The sequence below is a fragment of the Synechococcus sp. H55.10 genome (genome assembly GCF_047502715.1).
In the GTDB taxonomy this organism is placed as follows: domain Bacteria; phylum Cyanobacteriota; class Cyanobacteriia; order Thermostichales; family Thermostichaceae; genus Thermostichus.
The window spans coordinates 1-1317 of sequence record NZ_JANSJJ010000028.1; the positions used below are offsets into that span (position 1 = coordinate 1).

Sequence of the window (1317 nt, forward strand, 5' to 3'; positions counted from 1 at the left end):
GATCGAGATTTTCACGCCATTGTAGTAGAAGGCGACCCCCTCTTCCGGCACCTGGGCCGTAAGGGTGGGCGGCACTTGCGTCACCTGGGGCGTTTCGGCAGAGCAGGCGGCCACCGCCAGCGAAGAGGCTAGCAGCAGCGATCCAAGAGCAGAGTTCCTAGAAGGCTTGAAGTTAGGCTGAAACATTGTTCTCTCTCACACGAAGAACTGCTCGACGAAGCGCGTCAGCTTCGCCCCCTCTATACTAATCTTAAAAAGTAATCAAGTTGCCTGAAGAGCAATCGGCCCAGCTCTGACCGGGGTCTAGTCTTGGCTTAGGAGATAGGTGATGGCGCGGTTTTGTTGCTCGACCACCTCGCGCAGCTCGGCAATGGCCTCAAAAACTCGCCCGATAGCCTCCGTATTCTGGGCAATGGCCTCAAAAGCTCGCCCAATGGCCTCCGTATTCTGGGCAGTGGCCTGGGCATTGGCCAGCGTCTGCTGAGCAAGACTTCCAGAATGGCCTCCACCCGCTCCAACATGGGCTGCTCTTGCCAGCTTGGGAGACGATCCCAGCCGCAGCCCACCCGTGAGGCAATAATCCCCGTTGAATTCACAGGCTAGGCAAGCAAGCGCAGAGCGGGCTTGGGCTTCCATCTCTCGCTTCTGCGCCAACTGCAAGAAAGGCTAAACGCCAGCGTAGAGACTGGGCTATGAAGTTGGCCCGGTGTGTAGTAGTGTCTGACGACCTCGTGGCGTACGAGGGAATCTGGCGAAGAACCACCGCCTGGCCAAGTCTATCCGGGACGCAGCTTGGTCTTTGTTTGTGCAGTGGCTGGACTACTACGGCAAGGTGATGATTGCCGTTCCGCCGGAGTACAGCAGTCAGGAGTGTCCTGGGTGCGGGTACCTGGTGAAGCAGACTCTTTCCACTCGCAGCCACCGCTGTCCAAAGTGCGGGCTGGTGCTGTGTCGAGACGCCAACGCAGCGCTTAACATTCTCCGCCGAGCACTGAGGATGACGGTAGGGCATAGGGGAACCGCCGGGCCCCCCTTTCATCCCCCCGTGTACGGGGGGACAGAGGGGGGAGTATGTCAATGGAACTGGCAGGGGCCGTTGTGGCCGTTGGGGCAGATGGTGGTCTCGTCCGTGAGGACATCGGTGGTGATCGCGTTTTTGAAGTTGGTCTGGCTAAGGTTGGCGCCGCGCAGGTCTGCCCTGCTGAAGTCGGCGCCGATAAAGCTGGAGAAGGTGAAGCTGGCCCCCCTGAGATATGCGTCGGCATAAGAAGAGCCGATCAAATCCCAGGTGGAGCTCTTGGCCCCAGCCAGCTTGCC

The 1317-nt window shown here is 59.3% G+C and carries 2 protein-coding genes and 2 pseudogenes; 1 reads left to right on the forward strand and 3 read right to left on the reverse strand.

Annotated features, from left to right (window positions below; translation table 11 throughout):
- Together NW858_RS02590 and NW858_RS02595 are read right to left on the reverse strand one after the other, a co-directional pair.
- A pseudogene (locus NW858_RS02590) lies at window positions 1-186 on the reverse strand (hypothetical protein); the annotation flags it as partial.
- A gap of 117 nt (window positions 187-303) precedes the next feature.
- Window positions 304-636, reverse strand: coding sequence for a hypothetical protein (locus NW858_RS02595; protein ID WP_414347094.1), 333 nt, complete (start codon window positions 634-636; stop codon window positions 304-306).
- Between the two features lie 199 nt (window positions 637-835).
- On the opposite strand from NW858_RS02595, the pseudogene NW858_RS02600 reads away from it, so the two are divergent.
- Window positions 836-928: pseudogene (locus tag NW858_RS02600) on the forward strand (zinc ribbon domain-containing protein); the annotation flags it as partial.
- A gap of 146 nt (window positions 929-1074) precedes the next feature.
- Here NW858_RS02600 and NW858_RS02605 read toward each other — a convergent pair.
- A partial coding sequence (locus tag NW858_RS02605) for a pentapeptide repeat-containing protein (protein WP_414519658.1) occupies window positions 1075-1317 on the reverse strand: 243 nt, incomplete at its 5' end.